We start from the raw sequence: 24,557 nt of genomic DNA, 5'->3' as shown, positions 1-24,557 counted from the left end.
TGCCGATTGTTCGGTCCGGTACGCCACACCGAACAAACAAAACGGAACAACCCCGTCCCGGGGCAGCAGGGCGGTGAGCTGGACGTTCGCCGGCGCGGGCAGGGCATAACCGGAGGAGTGACCGCAGTGCCACGGCGTGAACGAGTTTTGGATCCCGCCGGTGGCCCGGTCGAACGGTTCGCGGCGGGACTGCGGGAGTTGCGCGAGAATGCGGGCCGGCCCGGCTACCGGGACCTGGCGCGACGGGCGCACTTCTCGGTCACCACGTTGTCCGTGGCGGCCGCCGGGCGCCAGTTGCCCAGCCTCGCGGTGACGCTGGCCTACGTCGAGGCGTGCGGTGGTGACCGGGCGACCTGGGAGCAGCGGTGGAGAGAGACCGCCGCCGCGCTCGCCGACGTCGAGACGACCTGCGCCGCCGCGGAGCCGCCGTACCGCGGCCTCGCCGCCTACGAACCTGACGATGCGGAGTGGTTCTTCGGCCGGGAGCGGCTGGTGAACGAGTTGCTCGAGGGTGTGGCATCGCGGCGGGTGCTGGCGGTGTTCGGCGCTTCGGGCAGCGGCAAGTCGTCGGTGCTGCGCGCCGGGGTTGTGCCCCGGGTGGCCCGCGGCGCCCTCGGGTCCGAGTGGCCGACGGCGCTGATGACGCCGGGGGACGACCCTCTCGCCGAGCTGACCCGGGCGGTGGCCCGGTCGCTGCCGGATGTGGCGACGGACCTGAGTCACGATCCGGCCGCATGGGCCATGGCCATCGGTACGGCGTTGGGGGATGAGCCCGACGACGCCGAGTTGCTGCTCGTGGTGGATCAGTTCGAGGAGGTGTTCACCCTGTGCGCCGACGATGACCGGCGCAGGGCCTTCTTCGCCGCGATGCTGGGCGCTGCCCACTCGCCCGGCAGCCGCCTGAGGGTGATGTTGGGGATACGGGCGGATTTCTACGCGCGATGCGCCCAGTATCCGGAACTCGTCGACGCGTTGCGCGATTCGCAGACGATGGTCGGGCCGATGAGCGCGGCGGAACTGCGTGATGCGCTGGTCCGCCCCGCCGAGCGGGCCGGCCTGCGGGTAGAGGGTGCCCTGGTGTCCACCGTCGTGGCGCAGTTGGCGAACCGGCCGGGCGCCCTGCCCCTGGCCTCACACGCCATGGTCCAGGCGTGGCAGCGCCGGCGAGGTACGACGATGACGCTGGCCGGTTACGAGGCGGCCGGTGGAGTGGACGGTGCCCTCGCTCAGAGCGCCGAGGCGATCTACACCGCGCTCGGACCGGAACGGCAGGCCACGACCCGGCGGGTTCTGCTGCGGCTGGTGGACAGCGGCGACGATGCCCTGGTCACCCGGCGCCGGGTCACACGCGCGGAATTCGACGATGACGATCCTGACATCGCCACGGTGATCGACCGGCTGGCCACCGCGCGGCTGCTGACCGTCACCCGGGACACGGTGGAGATCACTCACGAGGCGCTGGTGCAGGGCTGGCCGCGGCTGCGCGGCTGGATCGATGACGACCACGAGGGCCTGCGGCTGCACCGGCTGCTCACCCACGCCGCCGCCGACTGGGAATCGCTGGGCCGCGAGGACCACGCCCTGTACCGGGGAACTCGCCTCGCCCGCGCGAGCGAGTGGCGGGCCGAAAACCCCGACGCGGTCACTGCCCGCGAGCGGGACTTCCTGGACCGTAGCCTTGCGGTGCAGAGCCGGGCCCGCGCGACGAGCCGCCGGCGCCGGCGCGCGCTGCTCGCCGGGCTTCTCTCGGTCGTCGTCGTGGTCAGCGTCCTGGCGGTCGCCGCGTGGATGCAGGCGTCGCGGGCGGAACGCCAGCACAATCTGGCCCTGTCACGTCAGCTCGCCGCGCAAAGTCAGAGCCTCAATCCGACCCGGCCCACCACCGCACGACGCCTGGCCGCCGCGGCATGGATGACGGAACCCACCCACGAGGCACGCGACGCCCTGACATTCATGCTCGCGCAGCAACGCGAGGCCCTCATCGGCCACACCGACAATGTGTGGGCCGTCGCCTTCAGCCCCGACGGCACATTGCTCGCCACCGCCAGCTACGACCGGACGATCCGGCTGTGGAATCCCGCCACCGGCCAGCCGGTCGGAGAGCCGCTCATCGGCCACACCGGAGCCGTGACGGGTGCGGCGTTCAGCCCGGACGGCACGCTGCTCGCCACGGCCGGCTCCGACGGCACGGTCCGGCTGTGGAACCCGCGTACCGGCGTGCAGACCGGAAGCCCCTTCACCGGTCACACCGAAGCCGTGACGGGTCTGGCGTTCAGCAAGGACGGCAAGCTCCTCGCCACCTCGAGCGATGACGACACGGCCCGTTTGTGGGATGCCCGTACCGGCAGACCCGCGGGCAACCCCCTCACCGGTCACACCGCCGATGTGTGGGGTGTGGCGTTCAGCCCGGACGGCACGCTGCTCGCCACGGTCGGCTCCGACGCCGCGGTGCGGTTGTGGGATCCCCGTACCGGCAAACCCGTGGGAAGCCCGCTCACCGGTCACACGGACGACGTGCTGGGTGTGGCGTTCAGCCCGGACGGCACGCTGCTCGCCACGGTCAGCTCCCACTCCGCGGTGCGGTTGTGGGACCCCCGTACCGGCAAACCGGTCGGAAACCCACTCACCGGCCACGCCGGCCCCGTCACGAGTGCGGCGTTCAGCCCCGACGGCACGCTGCTCGCCACCGGCAGCTCCGACGCCACGGCGCGGCTCTGGAACCCCCGCACCGGCAAACCCGTGGGAAACCCACTCACCGGCCACACCGAAGATGTGGCACACGTGGCGTTCAGCCCGGACGGCAAGCTGCTCGCCACCGCGAGCGAGGACGACACGGCCCGGCTGTGGGATACCCGCACCGGCCGGCCCGTCGGTGGCCCGGTCACCGGCCACGGCGGCCCCGTGACGGATGTGGCGTTCCGGCCCGACGGCGCGCTGTTCGCCACCACCAGCACGGATGAGACGGCCCGGCTCTGGGACGCCCGCACCCGCGAACCCGCCGGACTTCCCTTCGCCGGCCACACCGATGCCGTCCTGGGAGTGGCGTTCAGCCCCGACGGCACGCTGCTCGCCACCGCCGGAACCGACGACGCGGCCCGGCTTTGGAACGCCCGTACCGGAAAGCCCCTCGGCGGCCCACTCGACCTGCACACGGCCGACGTGCTGAGTGTGGTGTTCAGCCCGGACGGCAGCCTCCTCGCCACCACCAGCGCCGATGCCACGGCTCGGCTGTGGAACGCCCGTACCGGAAAACCCGTCGGCCGCCCGCTCACCGGCCATACCGACGAGGTCTACGGCGTGGCATTCAGCCCGGACGGCGGACTGCTGGCCACCACCAGCGCCGACCGGACCATCCGGCTGTGGAATCCCGCCACCGGACAACCGGTCGGAAGCCCACTCACCGGCCACACCGCCCTCGTGATGGACGTGGCGTTCAGCCCCGACGGCAAGCTCCTGGCCACCACCGCATACGACAGGACCGTCCGGCTGTGGAGTCCCAGCACCGGCCGGCAGATCGGCCGCCCCCTGACCGGCCACACCGAGGACGTGTGGAGCGTCGCGTTCAGCCCGGACGGCAGACTGCTCGCCACCACCAGCGCCGACCGCACCGTCCGGCTGTGGAATCCCGCCACCGGCGAACCGGTCGGAGGCCCGCTCCTGGGTCACACCGAAGTGGTGACGGACGTCGCGTTCAGCCCGGACGGCACCCGGCTCGTCAGCACCAGCACCGACGACACGATCCGGCTGTGGGATGTGGCCACGTACGAGAATCCGCTGCGGGCGCTCTGCGGCCGGTTCGGCCTGCCGACGGACGAGGAATGGTCCACGTACGCACCCGAGGAGCCGAGGCCGCCCGCCTGCTGAATGCGGCAACGCGAACACGACCTGGCCGTTCCTCGATATCGCCTGCTGCCGCGCTGTGAGAACACATGCGTCCCATCCGGCGTCCCATCCGGGGCATGTCGCTGCTGCTCGGCGCGCGTGCGCCGTCCCGCCGTCCCGACGAACCGCCCTGGCCTTGCCCCGCCCTCGCCGCGGGCGGAAGCCTGCGCTACGGCCGCCGCCCGGCGAGCCGGAAGCGAGGAGCAGGCATGAAGACAACACGAGCGGCGCGGCGGTTCAGGGCTCTGGCCGGCGCGGTGGCGGGCACGATGCTCGGCGCGGCGGTGGCGGTCATGCCGGGCACCGCGGCGCACGCAGCGAGCTGCTACGGCGGAGCCGTCGGCTGGAACTCGTCGGCCTCGCACGACAACGTCATGCTGCCGAACGCGATCACCGGGCCGAACCGTTGGACGACGACGTCGCGCTGCGGCGATATCAACTTCTGGGTTGACGGGGGCACAGGCACGTTCAATGCGGACGTGCGGGTCTGCTTCGACCGGACCGGCTGCCAGGGAAGCTGGAAGCAGTTCGGCACGGGCGATGCCGAGAAGTGGAAGGTCATCGCCACCGATGTCCGCGACGGCACCAAGTTCCGGATCGAGATCAACTACCGGTTCGTACCGCAGGGCGGGCGGCGCTACGGCGGCAAGGTCGCGTTCTGAAGGTCGCGGGCGCGGCGCCCGGCCGGGGCCGCCGCGCCTGTGAGGCAAGTGCGCGTTTCGCCTCAGGCGATCCTTCACGAGCTGCGCGAGGAAACCGCCAAGCGCGTTTGGCGCGCTGCTCTTAGTGCCCGTCTGGAAACCGTTTCAGGGTCGGTGATGGCGTGCCAGGCGGCGGCTCATGATGATGATCATTGACCATTGCACGATCGCGGCGTGATGTTCGGGTAGGCGTTCGTAGTCACGTACGGTGCGTCGGCATCGGCTGATCCAGGACAGAGTCCGTTCCACCACCCAGCGCCGGGGTAGAACGTGGAAGCCGAACTGTCCGGCGAGTTTCGCGACGATCGTGACGGTGACGCCGAGTGCGGCGGCGAAGTCGACCAGCGTGCCGCTGTAGCCACTGTCGGCCCAGGTCATCGTCACCTTTCGGCAGACGGTGTGTACGGCCCAGAGCAGGACGCGGCCGGCTTGGCGGTCCTGCACCGAGGCGGCGCTGACCGCGACGACGAGCAGCAGCCCGATGGTGTCCACGGCGATGTGGCGTTTACGGCCGTTGACCCTCTTGCCGGCGTCGTAGCCGCGGCTGGCCCGGGCGACGGTCTCGGCCGCGCGCACCGACTGTGAGTCGATGATGGCTGCGCTCGGCTCGGGTTCGCGGCCGGCTGCGGTGCGGACCTGGTCGCGCAGGGTGTTGTGCAGGCGGTTGACGGTGCCGTCGGTGCTCCAGCGGGCGTGGTAGTCGTAGACGGTCTGCCAGGGCGGGAAATCGGCGGGTAAGGCCCGCCAGACGCAGCCGTTGTGGGCGAGGTAGCGGATCGCGTCGACGATGTCGCGGCGTGAATGCACCGGCCGGCGCCCGCCGCGACGGCTCGGCTGTCCAGCCGGGATCAGCGGGGCGATGACCTGCCATTCCGCGTCGCTGGTGTCCGACGGATAAAGACGGGCACGGTTGCTGGGCAGGTGATCGGCGGACACGACAGAGGCGGTGGATGCGCCGGCGCCGCCGACCAGGTAGAAAGTCATACAGGGCCTTGAGGGATCGAGCGTGTTTGGTGTGGTTACCTGCGCTTCTACCTCAAGGCCCTACCCATGTCATTCAGACGCGCCGCACCGCCTACCCATCGACAGACCCAAGTTTCCAGACGGGCACTTAGAGATCAGGGGTCAGAAAGACCACTGAAAGGCGGCCGTCGATCATCTCCGTACACCCACCAAGGAGGAATGATCATGCAGCGAGCGACCACCGTCCTGACCCGTGCCCTGCTCGTCCCGGCCGCCATCGCCCTCGGCGCCCTGGCCGTGACCATCACCACCCACACCGGCGCCGACTCCACGGCCGCCGACCGGACCACCGTGGCCCTGATGCCGATGATCGGATCCGGAACGCACCCGGTCGTCGCGGAGACGTCCGAGGCGTGAGCTCCGAACGGCCTCCCACCTGTAGTGGGAGGCCGTTCCGCTGCTGATGCGTGTGGTCACTTGGTCAGGACATCATCTGGCGGGCATGTCGGGAGCAGGCGGTCAACTCGCTCAGCGAGCGGACCTGGAGTCCCCTCGGAGGCCGGGTAGGCTCTGCCCACCACACGGCAAGGGGACAGTAGATGGCGGACAGCACTTCACCACCGGCCGCCGCCACCAATCGGCCTATTTCTGACCGTAGATTCCTGCTGTACGCGCTCGGGGCTTGCGCAGTTGCACTTGTGGGGGCAGGGGTCGTCGGAGGTGCCGTCGCGTTCACCACGTCCGCCGTGCTGGCACGGCGGTCCGGACGCGGCCGTTCGTTGAAGTGGTCTTTCACCGTCTTGGCCGCACTGTGCCTGATCGGCGCGTTCGTCGTGTTCATCGACGGCGAGTTCGGAACGGCGAGCCTGGTCATTCAGGGCGAGACCTAGCCACTTCGCCGGGGCGATGGGTGGCAGGGCCGATACGGTCGACCGAGCCGCAGGAGAGCATCTTCGATCGACGGTACCGGTGTGGCAGGCCACCAGACGTACCGGCCCGCCGTCGTAGTGTGGGTTGTTGCGGATGGCGTCGGCGATCTGGTGGGGATGGGTGAAGTTCGCGGGATAGCCTGATGAAGCCGCCGGCAAGTCGGTCGACTGCGAGTCGTTCCGCGAGACGGCCTAGTGGCCCCACTGAGGCGCCCGGCGGACACCGCCGGGCGACCATCGAGGTGTCACAGGGCCAGGAGCCGCACGGAGGATGCGCCAGGCTCTGCCCACCACACGGTGAGAAGACAGTGATGGCGGACAGGACTTCACCGCCGGCCGCTGCCCCCGACCGGCCTTTTTCTGACTGTATCCGCTGGTCGGCGCTGGCCCGTTGTGGCTAGGCTCGCCGGACCGTCCGACGGTCCGTCTCTCGCCGCGTGCTGCGCCGTGCCGCTGCTGATCGCCGCCGGGGTTCTCACCGGCGCCGGGGCCGCCCTGGCCGAGAACATCCTGCTCGCCGCCTCCGGGGTGATGGTCGCCGCCGCGGCCGGCATGTGGTGGCTACACCGGCGCCGCTCCGCCCGCACCGCCGCCGGGACGGGCGGCTGCGCGGACGGCACCTGCGCCTGCTGACGGCCGAGGGCCTGCATGGTGCGCTTCCTGCGTAACGTGCGGCGAAGTCGTCCGGGCCCGCGTTGGTCCCGGGCCAGAGCTACCGGCGCCGGTCCCGCCCCACGTCCTCGGCCGCTCAGCCCGCGGACCGGTCGGCCGCGGACCGGTCGGCCGCGGACCGCAGGGGCAGACCCGATCTCACCTCGGTCTGCTCCCGCTGCGGCACACCCTGACGGACGAGCGCGGCGGCGGCTCGCGGTCAGCCGAAACGGCGGAGGTACGCCCCGAACCGGCCGGCGTGGCTGCGCAGGTCACGACCGATCCGACCGGGAACCGGTTCGTCCGGCTCATCGATGACGCATCGGATGAAGACGGGGCTCCGGCAGTCGGTGAGCACCTTGCCCAGGACGTCGCCGAGTGCTGCGGCCGACCCGACGGTGTGCACTGATCCGTAGCCGGATCCCCGGGCCAGGACCGGGAGGTCGAGACGCGCCGACGGCACCTCCTGGCCACCGGTCGAGTCGTACCGGCGGTCATCCAGCACGATGTGCACCAGCGGCAGCGTCGGATCCGCACCCGCGACGATCATGCCGACGGGATTCATCAGGATGCTGCCGTCCCCGTCCACGACGACCGTGGCGACGCCCGTCTCCCGTGCCACGCCGGCACCGATGGAAGCGATGAGCCCCATCGACCCGGTCATGTAGAAGTGGTTGTCGGAGTCGCGGATGCTGTGGGCGATCCGGCATGCGTAGCCGGTGGTGTAGAGAACAGGCACATCGGGGGTCGCTTCGATGACCGCCCGGATCGCGGCGGTCTTGCTCATGCCCGCCACCCGAAGGCGTCCGGCGCGACGAGCAGCACCGCTGGTTCCCGGCGCACGATCACTTGTTCGGCGAGGGACGCGGCGACCGCCGCGGCGTCGGCGGCCGAGTCGAGGTGGACGGTCGGAAGACCCAGGAGACGGCAGATCGGTTCGGTGAGCGTGCCCATGCCCTCGTTCTCGGCGGTATCGTCCGGGGCCACGCCCCGCATGCTGACAATGAACAGGATCGGGATTCCGTACGGGACGACCAGTGAGGCGATGGCGTTGACCGACTGACCGAATCCGGAGTTCTGCATCAGCACGATCGGAGACCGGCCGCTCAATGCGGCTCCGGCAGCGACGCCGACCGCGTTGTCCTCCCGGGGGATCGTCGTCACCCCGTCGCCGCCGTCCATGGCCTCGTACAGCGGAGCGAGCACTCCGCACGGCGTGCCGAAGTGGGGCCCGAAACCCTGTTCTCGCAACTCGTTGCGAAGTTGAGCCGGGAGGCTCAGCGCTGATGTGGTAAGAGTCGACATCCCATCCCCGTAACGTTTTCGACTGCTTGATCGGTCATTTCATGAATCCGGTCGCAGTTGGCAGATCGGCGACCGTTCGAAGGGTGAGAAGCGTCCGTAGTCGCCGCGGTAGAACACCAAGGGACCATTCGGGCCCTCGTCGGCCTCCAGATTGTCGACCGCGGCGATGACGATGTCGTGATCGCCGGCCGGGTAGACCACGTCCGTCGTGCACTCGAGGCGGGCTATGGCGCCGCTCAGACCCGGTATGCCCTGCGCGGACAGGAACCAGTCCACCCCTTCGAACTTGTCCTGAGCCGGAGTGGCCATTCGCTGGCACAGCTCTCTCTGATGCTCGGACAGCACGTTGACACTGAAGCGCCCGCCGTGGCGGACCATTCGCCATGAACTGCTCGAGTGGCTCACGCAGAATGACACCAGTAACGGGCGAAGCGAGACCGCGGTGAAAGAGTTGACGGCCAGTCCCACCGGACCCGATTCGGCGAGTCCTGCGATGACCGCCACACCGGTGGTGTAGTGGCCCAGTACGGCACGGAACCGCACCTCGTCCTGCTGGATCATCAGTTCCTCAGAGGTGCAGCCGCCAGGCCGCGAGATCGTACCGCCCGCTCAGGATGCCGAGGTGGACGGTGCGGGCACGATCCTGCCTGTCGACAGTGGGCGGAACATCGATGAGCACCGGCGTCCGCGTTTCGGTCCGCACTCGATCGGCGAAGGCGGTCATCCGGGGCCAGTCGATGCCGCCATCACGATGTCGCAGGTGCACGGCCGCGGCGCCGGCATCACGAAGCTCGACGCAACGATCGAGGAGGGCGGTGCCGGCATCCGACCACGGGTCCGCATCGGGGCAGTCGACGCCGACGAGAACCGCCGGCACAGCAGCGGCCAGATCTTTGATGGCGGCGCAACCGTCGACGCGGTCGACCACGACCTCGACGACATCCGGGCGGCACGTGGGGAGATCGGTGAAACGCGCGATGTCTCCGATGGTCAGCGAGAGGCCGAATCGGGAAGGGGACGCCCGGACGCGGTCACCGAGCTGCTCGAGGTCGCCGGGCTCGAGATGAGATGCGTCGAAGAGGATCAGGCCGTACGCCTCCGGCAGCGGGGCCATGCCTGAGCCGGCACTCTGGCTGACGACGGCCACGCGGCGGTTCACGAGTGTAAGCTCGCCCAGCTTCCCGGCGAGGTCGACGACCCCGGTCGGCGGAACGGACGACGGGGTGCCGGCGATCGCCTCTCTCCGCACGAAGGCGGCTTCCAGATCATCCATGCGATCCGCATGCCGGGAGCGCAGGCCGGCATAGCTGATGGCGCCGATCCGGGTCATGAAGTGCAGGGCGAATTGGTCAGGAGGCATGTGCAGGCACCGAGGGAAACTCTCCCACCAGCGCATGCTGGTCTGCGCCCAGGACTGGAGCACGGCGACGGCGGGTCGGCGGCGCTCGGCATAGGCCGTCAGAGCCCCGTCGAGGCTCTCGTGAGTGGTGAGCGCCTCGGCCAGTGTGATCGCGTCTTCCATCGCCAGCTTCGTTCCCGAGCCGACGGAGAAATGCGCGGTATGGGCGGCATCCCCGAGCAGGACCACGTTGCCGGTGGACCACCGCTCGTTGCGCACCACGCGGAACGTGCCCCACCTGCTGTTGTTCCCGATCAGCTGATGTTCCTGCAAGTGCGACGCGAAGATCTCCGTCAGTATCCGGCGTGACGTCTCATCGGTCTCGCCGGGCGCCGGCGCGCCGGCGCGGGTGACGTCCATACCCGCCCCGAGGCAACTGTCGACGTCGGCTTCGACGATGAACGTGCTCATGCCGTCGCCGTACGGATACGCGTGGGCGGCGAAGCCACCGTGCTCGGTCGCGACGAACGGAAACGTCATCTCACCGAACGGGGCGCGGGTGCCGAACCAGATGTAACGGCCGCTGCTGGGCTCGACATTCGTGCCGAACCGAGCGCTCAGTCCGGTACGGCTCCCGGAATGCACACCTTCAGCCACAGCGATGACATCCGGCGCGTCCGGAGAGTCCAGAAATTCAGTGACGGTCACCCGCCGACCGAACGTCATCCGCACGCCCACGGCCTTCGCCTGATTCTGGAGAAGACGCAGGAGCCGGTGCCGAGATATGGCGGTGAAGGGATAGTTCCGGAACAGGAAATCGTGGTCACCGATCGCGACCCGCACATCTTTCCAGCCGACGCACGCAGCCATGATTTCCTGATAGGTCGCCGCGTCCGCCGCTCGCAGCCCGGCCAGAGTGTGGTCGGAGAGAACCACTCCGAAGCCGAAAGCCTCGTCGGGCCCGTCGTGCTCATACAGCTCCACGGAGGCATCCGGTTGTCGAAGCTTGATGAGCCGCGCCAAGAAAAGTCCCGCGGGACCGCCTCCTATGACAACCACCCGCCGAAGGTCCATGTCAGGCCCCCATGACCGTCGTTGTTGCGATGTACGCGCTCGGCCAATGCCACAGCGGTACCCGGTCCGTCGCGATCAACGTCAATGAGCTTCCCGCAGCATCGTCGTGTCCGGAGACGGCAACGTATCACGTGTATGTCGATCCCGGCGTCCCGTGCCGAAGCCCGGCCACCATGGCCCGAAGCACCGCTTCAACCTGCGACTTCGCAGCTCAGGGGCAGTTTGGCGACGAACGTCCCGCCCTCTGCCGCACCGAGCCGGCAGGCCGTGGAAAGTGGACGTTGCCGCAGCGTATAGCCATCAGCGAATTCACAGTGGAGCATCTTTGGCGTCATCCGGCATCATTACTGCGCGCACCAGTCCGGGCGACGGACGGTCACTATCCGATAGAGATCGGAAACTGATGTGATCTACACCATAGCGCTGGATAGCGGGAGTGGGATAGCCGCGTGCGCGCGTCAATCGCGACGCATAGGCCGGTTCACGATCACATCGCGCACGGGGTTGACACTGTCCGTCCACATTCTGTAGAAATTGGACGGTCACCGATGTCAGCCTGCGAGCGGCATCAGGGCTGTTCGCTTCTACGGGGGAGGCATGAATGGCAATCAAGGCCGCCATGTCCGCATTGCATGACACGTACATCCGATGGGAAGACGAGGAACGGTCACCCTATTTCCCCATCATCGAGGACCACCACGGAAATTCTGTATCCACGAATTCCCACGACAACCTGCTCATGTTCGGCTCGTGCGATTACCTGGGACTTTCCCAGGATCCCGCACTGAAGCGTGCCTCGATCGACGCGATCGAGAAGTTCGGGACGAACACCTACGCGGCTCAGCTCACCTGCGGCCACACCCGGCTTCACCACGACATCGAAGAGAAGCTTCGCAAGATGTCCTCGAAGCCGGCCGCGATCATGTTCCCGTCCGGGATGACCGCCTCCATCGCGGCAGTGTCGACGCTGGCCGGCAGCGACGACGTGGTGATCAACGACCGCCTCGCGCACATCTGCCTCTTCATGGGCAGTCAGCTCTCCGGCGCCGAGATCAGAACCTTCCCACACAACAGCATGAAGCGGCTCGAGTCGATCCTCCGGGAATCCTCGCACAAGCGTCGGCGGATCATCGTCGTGGACGGCCTGTACAGCGCCGACGGCGACTACGCCCCGCTGGACGAGATCGCCGTGCTGGCCGACAAGTACGACGCGATGATCGTCGTCGACGAGGCCCACTCGTTCGGAGCTGTCGGGCCCCAGGGTCTCGGCGCCGCCGACCTCTACGGCGTCTCGGACCGGATCGATGTCGTCGTCGGCACGATGAGCAAGGCTCTCGGCAGCATCGGTGGGTTCATCCTGTGCGACAAGCCGGTCGAGCGCGAACTCCGCTACATGGCGCCCACGTACACGAGCTCGCGTGGGTCTGCCCCTGCCGTCGCCGGTGCCACGCTGGCGTCGCTGGACCAGCTCGAGTCGCGGGGCACGGAGCTGCGTCAGCGCCTCGAGGCCAACACCGCGCTCGTCACCGACAGTCTGCGGGGCGCCGGATTCAACCTGTTGAAGACCAATAGCCATATCGTTCCCGTGGTCATCGGCGACGAGGACAAGACGGTCGACGTGGTCAACTGGCTGATGGACAACGGGATCATGGTAGCGACCTTCACCTATCCCCATGTGCCGATGGGTTCCGGCCGGCTCCGTGTCGGGGTGTCGAGCCGGCACAGCACCGCAGACTGCGAGGTCCTCGTGGACACCTTGATCAAGGCGAAGCAGACGTTCAAGTTCTGACCCGGCCGAGGTCGGTCCCGTACGGCGGTGAGCCGACATCTCGGCATCCGATCCAGCCGGCAGATCGCGACGATGCCTACGCCGTCGTCGAAAATCCACGGGGATGGAATGATGTTCGAGTTCACTGCGGAGCAGATTGCGCTTCGCGACAGTACGGAGCGGTTCGCTCAGGCCGAGCTGAACGACGAGATCCTGAAGAACGACGCCGATGGAACCTTCGCCCGCGCCGCGTGGCAGCGATGCGCCAAGATCGGATTGCTGGGCATGCCGATCCCCGCAGTCTACGGAGGCTCGCCGACCGATGCAGTCACCACGATGGTCGCCTTGGAAGCGCTCGGCTACGGCTGCCGGGACAACGGCCTGATCTTCTCCCTCAACGCCCACCTGTGGGCCGGTGCCTCGCCGATCGTCAAGTTCGGCACGGAGGCACAACGGGAGCGCTACCTTCCCGCCATGTGCGCCGGCGAGATCATCGCAGCCCACGGCATGTCGGAGCCCGGCTCAGGATCCGACGCCTTCGCGTTGAGCACGACCGCGGTACGGCGCGGCGACCGATACCTGATCAACGGCTCCAAGACGTTCATCACCAACGCGCCCGTGGCCGACGTGTTTCTCGTCTTCGCGACGTCCGATCGCAAGCGGGGATTCGCCGGTGTCAGCGCGTTCTTGATCGACCGCGACACCCCTGGGCTGAGGGTGGGCGAAGCCATCACGAAGATGGGTTTGCGGACGTCACCGATGTCCGAGGTCTACTTCGACGACTGCGAAGTACCCGCGGCGAACCTGCTTGGCCCCGAGGGCGCAGGCGCGGCGATCTTCAACTGGACGATGGAGCGTGAGCGCAGCTTCATTCTCGCACCGGCGCTCGGAACGATGCGTCGCGACCTCGAACGGTGCATCGCCTACGCACGCAGCCGCAAGCAGTTCGGCCGCTCCATCTCCGCCAACCAGGCGGTCTCGCACCGGCTCGTCGACATGAAGCTCCGTCTGGACTCCTCCTGGTTGCTGTTGTACCGGCTGGGCCGGACCATCGACAGCGGGCGACCGACGGGCCTGGAGGCGGCCCTGGCCAAGCTGTCCGTCAGCGAGAACTTCGTCCAGTCGGGTCTCGACGCGATTCAGGTACACGGGGCGTACGGATACACGGCGGAATACGAGGTCGAGCGGGATCTTCGTGACGCCCTGGCGGGCCGCCTCTACTCCGGTACCAGCGAGATCCAGCGCAACCTCGCCGCACGCCACCTTGGCCTGCACTGAGCTCTCTTGTTTGCACCTCGAAAGGACAAGACCGTGACCAGCGACATCAAGAACGAGGTACGCCACTTCATCATCGAAGAGCTGGAGTGGCCCGGCGACAGCGACCAACTGGGCGACGGTGTCTCCCTCATCGACGAGGGCGTCCTGGACTCGCTGAACCTCCTGGAGCTCGCGCACTTCCTGCAGAGCCACTACCGGATTCGTGTCGAGGACATCGATGTGGTGGCGCAGAACTTCGAGACCCTCGACGCCATCGAGGCGTTCGTGGCGAGCCGCCTGCCGACGAGCTCATCTCCGGTGGCGCAGTGACCGCAGTCATCCACGGCCTGCTGCGCGCCGCAGCGGCGACTCATCCGGACAGGACCGCGCTGGTCGACGGCTCCCGCCGCTATTCGTACCGTGAGCTGGACGTCTGGTCCGACTACCTCGCCGGCGCGCTGTTGCGGTCCGGGGTCCGGAGAGGGGACCGCGTCGGCATACACATCGACAAGTCGGCCGAAGCTGTAGCGGCGATCTATGGAGTGCTCAAGGCGGGCGCCTGCTACGTCCCGCTGGATCCCGGCGCTCCGGCATCGCGGCTCGAGCTCATCGCCAAGGACTCGGCGATGACGGCCCTCCTCACCGACGGAAGGCGGCTGGCCGCAGCCGACGCCTTCCACCACCGGTCCCCGGATCTGCATACGGTCATCGACCTCGATGACAGCGCCCAGCGCGCAACCCGACAGGACACTGCGCCGGTGGAGATTCCCGAGAACTCCGACGATCTCGCCTACATCCTCTACACCTCTGGGTCGACCGGGCAGCCCAAGGGCGTCACGCTGACCCACGGAAATGGACTCGCCTTCATCAACTGGGCCGCCGAAGAGTTCGCCCTCACCCCCGACGACCGGCTCTCGAGCCACGCGCCGTTGCACTTCGACCTCTCCACGTTCGACCTCTTCGCGGCGGCCGCTTCCGCCGCAACCCTCGTACTCGTGCCCACCCGGGCGTCAGTGTTCATCCCGGAACTCGTCGAGTTCGTGCGGGAGCAGAAGATCACGGTGTGGTACTCCGTGCCGACGGCCCTCACCATGCTCGTGCGCCGCGGCAACCTGGAACGCGGCTGCTTCCCCGACCTTCGAGTCGTGCTCTTCGCGGGCGAGGTGATGCCCACCGCATCACTGCGCGCACTCATGAACGTGGTTCCCCGCGCGCGTTTCGTGAATTTGTACGGTCCCACCGAGACGAACGTGTGCACCTGGCACGAGGTGCAGCAGATCCCCGAGCGCGACGACGAGCCGATCCCGATCGGCCGGGGCATCAGCCAGGTGACCACAAGAATTGTGGCGGACGACGGATCACCGGTCGGCCCGGGCGAAGTGGGCGAGCTGCTGGTCGAGGGACCGACGGTCATGCGGGGGTACTGGAACGACGAGGCGCGCACGGCGCGGGTCCTCATACCGCCGACGGAGACCGGCTCGTTCGCCACTTATCGCACCGGCGACATGGTTCGCGCCGATGAAGCGGGCGTCCTGCAATTCATCGGCCGGCGGGACCACCAGATCAAGAGCCGCGGTCACCGCATCGAGCTGGGTGAGATCGAATTGGCGCTCCAGGCACACCCGGCGGTGGTGGAGTGTGCCGTCATCGCGGTCCCCGACGAGCAGGTGACCAACCTGCTCTGGGCTTACGTCGTGGTCGATCGCGCCCTGAACGCGGCAGAGCTGATCCGGCACTGCCGGGAGAAGCTACCGAAATACATGACCCCGGACCGCCTGGAATTCCTCCAGGAACTGCCCAAGACATCAACCGGCAAGAATGACAGGAACGCGCTGGAAACCATGCTCACCAACGGCGGTCCGCGAGATGTCGGGTCGGCAGGGTAGAGACCGGCCAGCGAGCCATAGAGGGAGTAAGTGAGATGGCGGAAGCACTCCAGGAGCTCAAGGCTCCGATTGTCGTCGAAAATGTTCTGGCTCGATACATAGCGCACGTCCGAGCGGCCCTGCAGGCATTGCAGGATCGGACCAGGGACCAGCAGAACCTCCCCTTCGTTCCGATGGCGGGACTGCCCGACGACGGAACGTTGGACAAGTTCTTCTCGCTGTCCGGCGTCGCCGTCCACGACCTGGGAGAGTTCGGCGGCAAGCATCTGACGCTGATGGACCTGATGCGCAATCCGCGCACCCGTACGACGAAGACCTATCCGTCCCTGGTGCTGGTCGCCCGTGCCATCCAGCACATTCACCAGACGGGCGAGCGGGTGATGATCGTCACCCCGTCGTCGGCGAACAAGGCCACGGCCCTGCGCGACGCCGTCCTCTGGGCGATCGAGTGTGGACTCGTGTCTGCCGTTCAACTCCAGATCCTGTCTGTCGTGCCGTGGTCGTCGCGCGAGAAGTTGTGGTCGTCGGCCCTGAGCGACGACCCGGCTCTGGCTCGTCGCAACCCTGTGACGACGTATGACGGCCCGGAGACCGGACACGTCAAGGTACTGGCCCACGAGCTCGTCAAGAACCACGCCGCCAAGATCTGGAGCGACCACGGCGTACGCCTCTGGTATACCATGGACATCGAGAACTACATGGTCGCCGACGTGGTACGGGCGCACGTAGAGCACGAGTTCCTGCGCGCCACTCCCGGCCAGGCGCGACTGCACGCCCACGCCGTGTCGAGCGCATTCGGGCTCCTCGGGCACAACCGTGGTCTCCAGCAGCTCGCCGCGACGGGTGACGTGGATCCGGCCGCCTCACGCTACTTTCTCGTGCAGCACCTCGGTACGCCCGACATGGTGCTCAGTCTCTACTCCGGCGACACCTCCCGTGCCGGCCTGCCGGAGTACGTCTACGACGAGAGCCAGGGCGTCTACCGGCAGGACAGGGATCCGCACTTCCCGTTCACCACGTTCGCCACGGACGAGGTACTGGATCCGACGTTCTACACCCGCCGGCCTGTCACCTCCGGGGTGATGAACGACATCATCCGCCAGCGCGGGGGTGGCGGAATCGTCGTCTCGCTGCAGGAATGCCTGGGCCGCTACGGGCAGGTGAGCGCGCTGCTCGATCGGGCGGGGGTGCGAGTGCCGGCCGACCCCCGTCAGTTGCGCGAGTGGTCTCTGATGATCGGGATGACCGGCGTCCTCAATGCGGTCGATCGCGGACTCGTGTCGGAGGACGAGATCGTCGTGCACGGTAGCGGCAGCTACAGCTCCGCGGACTACAAGCCGATCACCGAGGACAGGCTGCTCGCTGCGAACGACGTCGACAGGCTGGCCCGCGTTGCCGAGGAGGCCGCACGGGGAAGTTCATGGTGAAGGTGGCCCGACTGCCGAGCGGTGCGCTCCGCTGGCTCTACCTGGCCACCTTCCTGACGGCGACCGGCGGTGGTGGCTGGTTCGTCTGCTGGACGATCTTCGCGACCACCTCGATCGGATTGTCCGCCTGGCAGTTCGGGGCAGGCGTCACAGTGGCCGGCATAGTGGGGCTTTCGGCCAGCGTTCCGCTCGGATACCTCGCCGACCGCGTGGGCGTCAACAAGGTGCTCGCCTTGCTGCTGGTCGTTCAGGGTGTGACGCTCGCCGGCTATGCGCTGGTGGACTCCCTCTGGTCGTTCATCCTGGTCAGTTGCTTCTTCGTCATGGCGGAGCGGTCGGTGCCCGCGATGCGCATCGCGCTGGTCTGCGGCCTGACCGACGACGATGACCGCATGCACCACCTCGCCTCGCTGCGCGTCACGCAGAGTGGCGGGGCCGCGCTCGGGGCCGGCGTGGGAACCCTCGTGCTGTACCTGAACACCCGCCCGGCGTTTCTCGCTCTGCTGTTCCTCTACGGTGCGCTGACGCTGATCTCCGCCGCGGTGGTGCAGCGACTGCCCGCCGTCCCGTCGCTGCGGGATCGCGGCGAGAAGCGCAAGGCGATGGTCGTGAGCGACCGGCCGTTCCTCGTGGCGACGGTGTTGTTCGGGATACTCGCTCTCAACTGGGGCATGCTCGCCGTCGGCGTCCCCCTCTGGGTGGTGCACCACACGGACGCGCCCACGTGGACCGTCGGCGTCATGCTCGCCCTGAACACGGTCGGCATTCTGCTGTTCCAGAAGCGCGTGGGAGCCTCCAGCGCCACGCTCGACGGTGCCGCGCGCAACGCGGTGCTCTGCGTGATTCCCCTGACCGCCTCTTGTCTGTTGTTCGCGGCTTCCGCGGGCGGCTCGGGAGTCACCGCCGCGATGATCCTGATCGCCGCGGCCGCCGTACACACCGTCGGCGAGTTGATGTTCGTGGCCAGTAGCTGGGGCGTCGCGGTCGGGCTCACACCGCAGGAGGCACACGGCGAATACCAGAGCGTGTTCAACTCCGGATTCACCATCGCCGAGATGGCGGCACCGCTGGTGATGTCCGCGCTGGTCGTCAGCGTAGGAGCCGGCGGCTGGCTCGTCCTGGCCGCACTGTTCATCGCCGGAGGGGTTCCCATGCGAACGGTGTCGAACTGGGCCCGGAGACACCCGCTCCGGACAGCCGCCTCGCCGATTCCCCAGACGTCGGAGCAGACGTGAACGCGCATGCGAACGTCTGGCAGCGCATGGTCGCGAGATCGTCGTTCGCCTGGGACTACAGCGAACGCCCGGCCGCGAAGGCGGCACGGATCGTGCTCGACACCCGGCTGCGCCGGCTCACGTCTGCGGTTTCCACCCCGCGCGACTCCGGGCCCAGCCTCGGCTATGCCGGCATACCGGACGGCGTGACGAAGATCTTGCAGATGCTCGAGCGTCAGCGGGAACGCATGGGCTCCGGCGCGGCGGACCTGGATCGCGCCGCCGTCACGGCGGCGGATGTCTTCCGCCGGCACGAACTCCCTCGAGCCGATCTCGTCGCGGTCGTCGGGACCAGGAGCCAACTGACGGCACTGCCACGCCGAGCGTCGCTCGTGCTGCCCTACCGGTTGCACGCGGTGGTCGACAGTTCGGTGGGCTGGCAGGCCCGCATGTCCAAGGGCGAGCGGCAATGGTGCAAGACGCAGTGCACACGGCGCGGGCTGCGGATGACGACGGTCACCGACGATGCCGCCTTCGACTTCTTCTACGACCGGATGCACGTGCCGACGATGCGCAGCAGGCACGGTGCACGCGCGCGCAGCGAGAACCGCATTCGTGCGTACGAGTGCCTGTTCAAGCGCGGCCACCTGTTGCTCGTCATGCAGGACGACAGTCCCGTGGCCGGCGCCCTGGCGACCGTTTCCGGCGACGACACCACCCTGACCCCTCGGCTCGGCGGACTCCTGGACGGGTCGGCGGAGCTGCACGAGTCAGGCCTGCTCCGTCTCATGTCGTATCTGATCGTCGACTGGGCCGAGCGGAACACCATATCCACGGTCGACTTCAGCGGCCTCGAGGCCTGGATCGCCAACGGTCTGTACGGATACAAGCGCCGCCTGGCACCCCGGTTGGAACGGCCGGCGGACTATCGAGGACAGCTCGAGGTCTGGTGGCACGCCCGTCGTGACACCCCACAGGTCCGCGACTTCCTGGTACGCAACCCCGTGCTCGAAGAGGCGGGCGGCGGCCGGCTCCGGGCCGTCTACTTTCACGATGCTCAGCGCCCGGTCCGTGACGACATTCCGCACACCTGCCTGAATGTCGACGATCGTCGCTCGATTCACCTCGACGATTTTCTTGCCGGAGTGCCGACCGGCCGGCCCTCCTCCGCAATGCCCGCCCCTGCCGGAGAGAACTGACATGGAATATACGGATATCTGTTTGGGCACGCTCATCATGCCCGAACACGCAGGGAAACGGGGAGCCGATGTCTGGAGACACCTCGACGACGCCGGTTTCGCTCATGGCTGGACCTTCGACCATCTCTCTTGGCGGACCCTCCGGGACGGGCCGTGGTTCGACGCCATGACGACCCTGGCGGCGGCCGCGATGGTGACCAGTCGAATGGCGCTGGGGACGCTCGTGTCCAACCCCAACTTCCGCCACCCCGTGGTTCTCGCGAAGGAGGCCATGACGCTGGATCATCTCAGCGCGGGCCGTCTGGTGCTCGGACTCGGCGGGGGTGCACAGGGCCCGGACAACGCGGCGATCGGCGATCGGCACGACCGGTCGCCCGCCGAACGCTGTGCCCGCTTCCAGGAGTTCGTCGAGCTGACCGATCGCCTTCTCCGCCATCCGGTCACCCACCACAGCGGCGAGTTCTATCAGGTGGAGGACGCGCGGATGATTCCAGGCTGCGTCCGGAATCCCCGGCTGCCGTTCGCCGTGGCCGCCGCGGGCGTGCGCGCGATGCGCGTTGCGGCTGAGCACGGTCAATGGTGGGTCACGAACGGTCCCGTCCACGGCGCCGAACAGCTCGGCGAAGAGCGGTTCTTCGAGGTGCTCGCGCAGCAGATCGGACGGTTCCGTGACGTGTGCGCCGAGGCCGGCCGGCCGTTCGGCGACGTCCGCCGGCTCGTATATCTCAGCAGGGCACTGCCGCACCTCGCCGACAGTCCGCAGAATCTCGTGGATGTCCTGAGCCGCTGCGCCGAACTGGGATTCACCGACGCGGTGGTCGCCTATCCACGGAGCACCGGAATCTTTTCGGGAGACCCACGCCACCTGCAGAGCGTGGCGGCAGACATTGCATCTCACAAGTCGGACTAGACCGAGGAAATCCTTATGTGTGGAATCGCCGGCTGGGTTGACCATTCACGAGACATAAGCACCGAGCACGCCATCGTCGCGGCGATGTCGGAGACCATGTGCCTGCGGGGACCCGACGACGCCGGCGTGTGGGTGGATGGAAACGTCGCGCTGTGTCATCGGCGCCTGGCGATCATCGACATCGCCGGTGGCCGCCAGCCCATGCACGCGGTGGCAGGAGTCGAGGAGAAGCCGGTGGTTCTCGTCTACACCGGCGAGGTCTACAACTACCGGGAGCTGCGGGCCGAGCTCGCCTCGCTGGGACATTCGTTCGGGACCCGCTCGGACACGGAGGTGGTGCTTCGCGCCTATCTTCAGTGGGGCGCGGCCTCAGCGACCCGGCTCCGCGGCATGTTCGCCTACGCGGTCTGGGACGGCCGGGAGCGGGAACTGATCCTGGTCCGTGACCGCCTCGGGGTGAAGCCCCTGTACTACGCTCCGCAGCCCGCCGGTTTGTTGTTCGCCTCGGAGCCGAAGGGCATTCTGGCACACCCGTCCTACCGCGCCGCGGTCGATGAGAGCAGCCTCAACCTCCTCCTCGAACCCCGGCTCGCGCTCCCGGGCGAGACACCGTACCGCGGGATGAACACCGTCAAGCCCGGTCACTACGTGCGCGTCGGCCGTGACGGAGTCCGCGAACACGAGTACTGGCGGATCCCCGCGCGCGAGCACCACGACGACCTGCCCACCACTGTCGGGCGCATCCGTGAGCTGCTCGGCGACGTGGTCGAGCAACAGATGTTCGCCGACGTCCCGGTAGCGACCATGTTGTCGGGAGGGCTCGACTCCAGTGCCATCACCGCGCTCGGGGCCCGATATACGAAGCGTCACGGCCTCGGCCCCCTCAGCACGTTCTCCGTGCAGTTCAAGGGCGAGGAGAACGATTTCCATCCCACCGTCCTCAGGCCGGAGCGCGACGCACCGTACGCCAAGCTCGCGGCCGAGTATCTCGGGACCTCGCACACCGCGGTCGAGGTCGATTCCCATGATGTTCTGGCTGCGCGCTCAGCCGCGCTGAGGGCGCGCGATCTGCCCAGCTACGGCCAGTTCGACACTTCGATGTACCTGCTCTTCAAGGCGATGCGGGAGAACTACACGGCGGCCCTCTCGGGGGAGGCCGCCGACGAACTGTTCGGGGGCTATCCCTGGTTCCACGACCCCGCCGTGGTGTGGCGGGACCGGTTCCCCTGGCTGGGGGACGCTCCGCGGCTCGCCGACTGCCTGAACAGCGACATCCGAGCTCGCCTGAATCCCGCCGACAACGAGCACGACCGGTACCGCACGCTGCGCGCCCGTGTGCCGCGGCTCGACGGCGAGTCGGAACTGGACGCCCGCATGCGCGAGGTCCTGTTCTTCAGCCTTCAGGGGCCCTTGGCGGCACTCCTGGATCGCAAGGATCGCATGAGTATGGCCGTCGGCCTGGAGGTGCGCGTCCCGTTCTGTGACCACGAGCTCCTGGAGTACGTCTACAACATCCCGTGGACGATGAAGACATCCGACGGCCGCGAGAAGAGCCTCCTTCGATCGGCGATGGCGGACCTCCTCCCGCAAGAGATCCTGTACCGGCCCAAGAACGCCTATCCCGCCTTGCACGCGCACCATCACGATGCGCTCGTGCGTGACGAGATCCTCGCCATGCTGAAGGATCCGGACTCCCCGCTGGCGCCCGCGTTGGACACCGACCGCGTGCGGGAGTTCGTCGACGACGAGAAGGCGACCATGACGCACGTCAACACCATCCACCTCGTACAGCCGCTGCTGGAGATCGACCGGTGGATGAGGACCTATCACCTGAACATCTCGTGAATCGACGAATGGACGACACGTGGGACAGAATCTTGTACTTCCGGACCGCCTGCTCGACGACAAAAAGCGGGAGATCCTTCGGGAAGCGGCGCGTGAGTGCCACGTCAGTGGAGACGTCAGCCCGCTGGCTCTGACCGCCTTGCGTGAAGCGGGCGTTCTGGCGATCTCCGTCCCGCGGGAATACGGTGGCCTGGGATACACGCCGCGAGAGGTCAACGCCGTCGTCGAGGACATCGCAGCGGTCAACCCGTCGATGGCCATCGTCGCCTACCTGCACTGTGCGGTCGCCGCCCGCCTGGACGCCTATGGCACCGAGGACCAGAAACAACGCTGGTTCGCCCGGATCGTCGAACAGCAGTGGCTGGCCGCTTCCGCGTGGAGCGAGGTCGGTTCATCCGCGGACAAACGGTCGTTGAGCACCATCGCCACGCCTCAACCCGATGGCGGCTACCGGCTGACCGGCGGGAAGACCTTCTCGACCGGCGCCACCGTCGCCGACTTCTTCATCGTGCTGGCCCAGTTGCCGGCGCAGACGCAGGCAACCACGGCCGAGACGTCCGGGTACGGCCGGAGCAACCAGCTGATCGTCCTGGTGCCGCGGGAGAACGAGGGAGTCGAGGTGCCGGCGCAGGCCCTGCCGATGGGCGGCATGCGCGGTTCCGGAACCGGAATGGTGAGGTTCACCGAGGTCCGTGTCTCCCCCGCCGATGTGCTCTGTGCCGGCGAGCTGACCCCGCAGGTCATTCAGTTGCCTCATCGCCTGGGTCTCACCCTCGGCGCCGTCAGTGTCGGCACCGCACGGGCCGCCCGAGACATCTTGACGACGCATCTCAGGGAGAAGGGGCTTGCCGACGATCTCGAGTCCAAGCGTCAACTGGCTCGCTTGTCGCTGGAGATCCGAGCGGCGTCCGCCATGGTCGGTGCGCTCGGTGACGGCGCGCCGCACGAGGCGGCCGACTTCGCCTACTCGGTGAAAGTGTTCGCCTCGTCGACCGGTCAGGCCGTCTGCTCTGCGGTCCGGGGGTCGTTGGGCAGCGCCGGTTACATGCAGCACCACCCGATCAATCAGGTGGCCCTGGACGCCGATGCCATTCCGCACATGGGACCACCGAATCATCTTTGCATCGATCTGATCGCAAACTGCCTGTAATGTCCGCTCGCACCCCAGGAGTATCGATGTACCGGGTTGAGATCAACTCACACCACCGACAGATCATCGATCAGCTCGTCGACGACATGGATCACGCCTTCCCGGACCTCGAGTCCGAGGAGTTCCTGTCCCACGTACCCCTCTACGCGCAAGATCTCCCGCGCGATCTGCGCAAGGGGCTCATGCACTTCCGGCAGGCCGAACCGAGCGGTGCCTGCCTGGTCAGCGGGTACACCATCGACGACGAGGCCATCGGACCCACGCCGGCGCACTGGGCGGACGCGAGAAACGCGCCGAGCACGCGCCGTCAGGAGATCGCCTTCTCGCTGATCTCGGCGTTGCTGGGAGACGTCATCGCATGGGCATCACAGCAGGACGGTGCTGTCGTCAACGACGTGTTGCCCATCGCGGGCCGCGAATACGCACAGGCCGGCTCCGGCAGCAAGAAGAAGCTGGAATGGCACACCGAGGACGCCTTCCACCCGTGCCGAGCCGACTACATCGGCCTCATGTGCATGAGGAACCACGACCGCATCGAGACCACGATGGCGTTCATCGACGACGTGAAGCTCTCCGACGGAGACGTCGAGATCCTGCGCGAGGCTCGCTTCCCCATCCGTCCGGACGACTCCCACTCGCCGGCCCAACGCAAGAACGAAGAGCTCGATCCGGATGTGGAGAGGCTGACGCGTCAGACCTACTCGTGGATCGAGGCGCTCAATGAGAACCCTGACGAGATCGCGGTTCTCTTCGGCGACAAGGCCTCACCGTACCTGCGCGTAGACCCCTACTTCATCGCCATTCCCGACCACGACGAGGCCGCGAAGGCCGCGCTGCACGCGCTCGTCCAGGGCCTCGACAGGGCGCTGACCTCGTATGCCCTGAAGCCGGGCGAAATCATCTACATCGACAACTACAAGACGGTTCACGGACGCAATCCCTTCACGCCCAGGTTCGACGGAACGGACCGCTGGCTCAAGCGGCTCAACCTGGTCCGGGACCTTCGCAAGTCGCGTGCCGCCCGGCTGACGCCCTCTTCCCACACCATCTACTGAAG

The 24,557-nt window shown here is 67.6% G+C and carries 22 protein-coding genes; 17 read left to right on the top strand and 5 right to left on the bottom strand.

Going from position 1 to position 24,557, the window contains the following annotated elements; genetic code table 11:
- Positions 1-126 precede the first annotated feature (126 nt).
- Positions 127-3,864 carry an nSTAND1 domain-containing NTPase gene (locus EDD30_RS20935; protein ID WP_071809519.1) on the top strand — a complete coding sequence of 1,246 codons (3,738 nt, stop codon included), beginning with the start codon at positions 127-129 and terminating at the stop codon, positions 3,862-3,864.
- Between the two features lie 95 nt (positions 3,865-3,959).
- The gene (locus tag EDD30_RS20930) at positions 3,960-4,544 is read left to right on the top strand and encodes a hypothetical protein (protein WP_143163041.1); all 585 of its coding nucleotides are present in this window, start codon (positions 3,960-3,962) and stop codon (positions 4,542-4,544) included.
- Between the two features lie 144 nt (positions 4,545-4,688).
- On the opposite strand, the gene EDD30_RS20925 is transcribed toward EDD30_RS20930, so the two are convergent.
- Complete coding sequence (locus tag EDD30_RS20925; RefSeq protein WP_244945344.1) at positions 4,689-5,567, bottom strand: IS5 family transposase; 879 nt, start codon at positions 5,565-5,567, stop codon at positions 4,689-4,691.
- A gap of 204 nt (positions 5,568-5,771) precedes the next feature.
- Between EDD30_RS20925 and EDD30_RS20920 the strand changes: the two genes are divergently transcribed.
- The 3 genes from EDD30_RS20920 to EDD30_RS20910 all read left to right on the top strand — a co-directional run bounded on the left by EDD30_RS20920 (position 5,772) and on the right by EDD30_RS20910 (position 7,108).
- Positions 5,772-5,963 (top strand): hypothetical protein, encoded by a 192-nt coding sequence (locus EDD30_RS20920; protein WP_148088155.1) that lies wholly within the window; start codon positions 5,772-5,774, stop codon positions 5,961-5,963.
- A gap of 182 nt (positions 5,964-6,145) precedes the next feature.
- Positions 6,146-6,436 carry a hypothetical protein gene (locus EDD30_RS20915; RefSeq protein ID WP_148088154.1) on the top strand — a complete coding sequence of 97 codons (291 nt, stop codon included), beginning with the start codon at positions 6,146-6,148 and terminating at the stop codon, positions 6,434-6,436.
- 486 nt (positions 6,437-6,922) lie between these two features.
- The gene (locus tag EDD30_RS20910) at positions 6,923-7,108 is read left to right on the top strand and encodes a hypothetical protein (protein WP_123678437.1); all 186 of its coding nucleotides are present in this window, start codon (positions 6,923-6,925) and stop codon (positions 7,106-7,108) included.
- A gap of 238 nt (positions 7,109-7,346) precedes the next feature.
- On the opposite strand, the gene EDD30_RS20905 is transcribed toward EDD30_RS20910, so the two are convergent.
- Genes EDD30_RS20905 through EDD30_RS20890 form a run of 4 tightly spaced genes read right to left on the bottom strand, consistent with a single transcriptional unit; the run spans position 7,347 to position 10,844 of the window.
- Positions 7,347-7,913, bottom strand: coding sequence for a thiamine pyrophosphate-dependent enzyme (locus tag EDD30_RS20905; protein WP_148088153.1), 567 nt, complete (start codon positions 7,911-7,913; stop codon positions 7,347-7,349).
- Positions 7,910-8,431: a thiamine pyrophosphate-binding protein gene (locus tag EDD30_RS20900; RefSeq protein WP_123678435.1), complete on the bottom strand. Its 522-nt coding sequence runs from the start codon at positions 8,429-8,431 to the stop codon at positions 7,910-7,912. The genes EDD30_RS20905 and EDD30_RS20900 overlap by 4 nt, the downstream gene beginning before the upstream one ends.
- Positions 8,432-8,470: 39 nt before the next feature.
- Positions 8,471-8,992, bottom strand: a complete 522-nt coding sequence (locus tag EDD30_RS20895; protein WP_123678434.1) for a flavin reductase family protein — start codon at positions 8,990-8,992, stop codon at positions 8,471-8,473.
- Positions 8,993-8,999: 7 nt separating this feature from the next.
- Entirely contained in the window at positions 9,000-10,844 is a 1,845-nt protein-coding gene (locus EDD30_RS20890) for an FAD-dependent monooxygenase (protein ID WP_123678433.1), read from the bottom strand.
- 11 nt (positions 10,845-10,855) lie between these two features.
- Here EDD30_RS20890 and EDD30_RS38385 point away from each other — a divergent pair, with 11 nt between their 5' ends.
- The 12 genes from EDD30_RS38385 (at position 10,856) to gntD (ending at position 24,555) form a co-directional block, all read left to right on the top strand.
- Positions 10,856-11,248: a hypothetical protein gene (locus tag EDD30_RS38385; RefSeq protein ID WP_148088152.1), complete on the top strand. Its 393-nt coding sequence runs from the start codon at positions 10,856-10,858 to the stop codon at positions 11,246-11,248.
- A gap of 197 nt (positions 11,249-11,445) precedes the next feature.
- Positions 11,446-12,633 (top strand): aminotransferase class I/II-fold pyridoxal phosphate-dependent enzyme, encoded by a 1,188-nt coding sequence (locus EDD30_RS20885; RefSeq protein WP_123678432.1) that lies wholly within the window; start codon positions 11,446-11,448, stop codon positions 12,631-12,633.
- 111 nt (positions 12,634-12,744) lie between these two features.
- Positions 12,745-13,890 (top strand): acyl-CoA dehydrogenase family protein, encoded by a 1,146-nt coding sequence (locus EDD30_RS20880; protein WP_211353755.1) that lies wholly within the window; start codon positions 12,745-12,747, stop codon positions 13,888-13,890.
- 33 nt (positions 13,891-13,923) lie between these two features.
- Entirely contained in the window at positions 13,924-14,199 is a 276-nt protein-coding gene (locus EDD30_RS20875; protein WP_211353754.1) for an acyl carrier protein, read from the top strand.
- A complete protein-coding gene (locus tag EDD30_RS20870) occupies positions 14,196-15,755 on the top strand; it encodes an amino acid adenylation domain-containing protein (protein ID WP_211353753.1) in 1,560 nt (519 codons plus the stop codon). The genes EDD30_RS20875 and EDD30_RS20870 overlap by 4 nt, the downstream gene beginning before the upstream one ends.
- Positions 15,756-15,790: 35 nt before the next feature.
- Entirely contained in the window at positions 15,791-17,182 is a 1,392-nt protein-coding gene (locus EDD30_RS20865; protein ID WP_244945342.1) for a DUF6002 family protein, read from the top strand.
- Complete coding sequence (locus tag EDD30_RS20860) at positions 17,176-18,417, top strand: MFS transporter (protein WP_123678428.1); 1,242 nt, start codon at positions 17,176-17,178, stop codon at positions 18,415-18,417. Before EDD30_RS20865 ends, EDD30_RS20860 begins: the two co-directional genes overlap by 7 nt.
- On the top strand, positions 18,414-19,595 hold the full coding sequence (locus EDD30_RS20855; RefSeq protein ID WP_123678427.1) for a GNAT family N-acetyltransferase: 1,182 nt from the start codon (positions 18,414-18,416) through the stop codon (positions 19,593-19,595). Before EDD30_RS20860 ends, EDD30_RS20855 begins: the two co-directional genes overlap by 4 nt.
- A 22-nt stretch (positions 19,596-19,617) precedes the next feature.
- A complete protein-coding gene (locus EDD30_RS20850) occupies positions 19,618-20,505 on the top strand; it encodes an LLM class flavin-dependent oxidoreductase (protein WP_211353752.1) in 888 nt (295 codons plus the stop codon).
- Between the two features lie 15 nt (positions 20,506-20,520).
- Positions 20,521-22,350, top strand: a complete 1,830-nt coding sequence (asnB, locus tag EDD30_RS20845; protein WP_123678426.1) for an asparagine synthase (glutamine-hydrolyzing) — start codon at positions 20,521-20,523, stop codon at positions 22,348-22,350.
- Between the two features lie 19 nt (positions 22,351-22,369).
- A complete protein-coding gene (locus tag EDD30_RS20840; RefSeq protein WP_123678425.1) occupies positions 22,370-23,500 on the top strand; it encodes an acyl-CoA dehydrogenase family protein in 1,131 nt (376 codons plus the stop codon).
- A 26-nt stretch (positions 23,501-23,526) separates the two neighbouring features.
- Positions 23,527-24,555: a guanitoxin biosynthesis L-enduracididine beta-hydroxylase GntD gene (gene gntD, locus EDD30_RS20835; RefSeq protein ID WP_170208280.1), complete on the top strand. Its 1,029-nt coding sequence runs from the start codon at positions 23,527-23,529 to the stop codon at positions 24,553-24,555.
- Positions 24,556-24,557 lie beyond the last annotated feature (2 nt).

The organism is Couchioplanes caeruleus (genome assembly GCF_003751945.1).
In the GTDB taxonomy this organism is placed as follows: domain Bacteria; phylum Actinomycetota; class Actinomycetes; order Mycobacteriales; family Micromonosporaceae; genus Actinoplanes; species Actinoplanes caeruleus.
This window is presented reverse-complemented; position numbering and strand designations above follow the sequence as displayed.